Origin of the sequence: Verminephrobacter aporrectodeae subsp. tuberculatae At4, from assembly GCF_000193225.1 — a bacterium.
GTDB lineage: Bacteria > Pseudomonadota > Gammaproteobacteria > Burkholderiales > Burkholderiaceae_C > Acidovorax > Acidovorax aporrectodeae.
On the sequence record NZ_AFAL01000679.1, the window covers coordinates 1 to 366 of the forward strand.

The window sequence follows — 366 nt, forward strand, 5'->3', positions numbered from 1 at the left end:
CAGCGTGACCGTCCAGGTGATGCCGCCGTCGGTGCTCCTCAGGTCGTTGGCCAGCGTCGCGTAACCGCCCACGGTCAGGTCGGCGATGGTGAAGCTGTCGGTCGCGATGGCTTCGGCGAAGCGGATGGTGACGGTGGTGCTCTCGCCAATGCTCAGCTTGTCGTCGGCGATCGTGATCGGGTTGGTCGCTGCGAGCGTGGGGAGCTGGGTGCCTCCCCCTGCTGGCGGGCTGGTGTTCGTCACCGCCTGCTCGCTGAAGCTCACTGCGTCATTGCCCGCCGCATCCTGCACCACGGCGCCGGATGCTGGTTTGGTGTAGCTGACTTTCACCGTCTCAGCCGGGGTCACGGCGCGGCTCAGCGTGAG

At 67.2% G+C, this 366-nt stretch carries 1 protein-coding gene; it reads right to left on the minus strand.

Annotated elements, in window-relative coordinates; genetic code table 11:
• Positions 1–348, minus strand: a 348-nt coding sequence (locus VTU_RS28690) for an Ig-like domain-containing protein (RefSeq protein ID WP_236610799.1), incomplete at its 3' end; no start/stop codon positions are given.
• Positions 349–366: the final 18 nt, after the last annotated feature.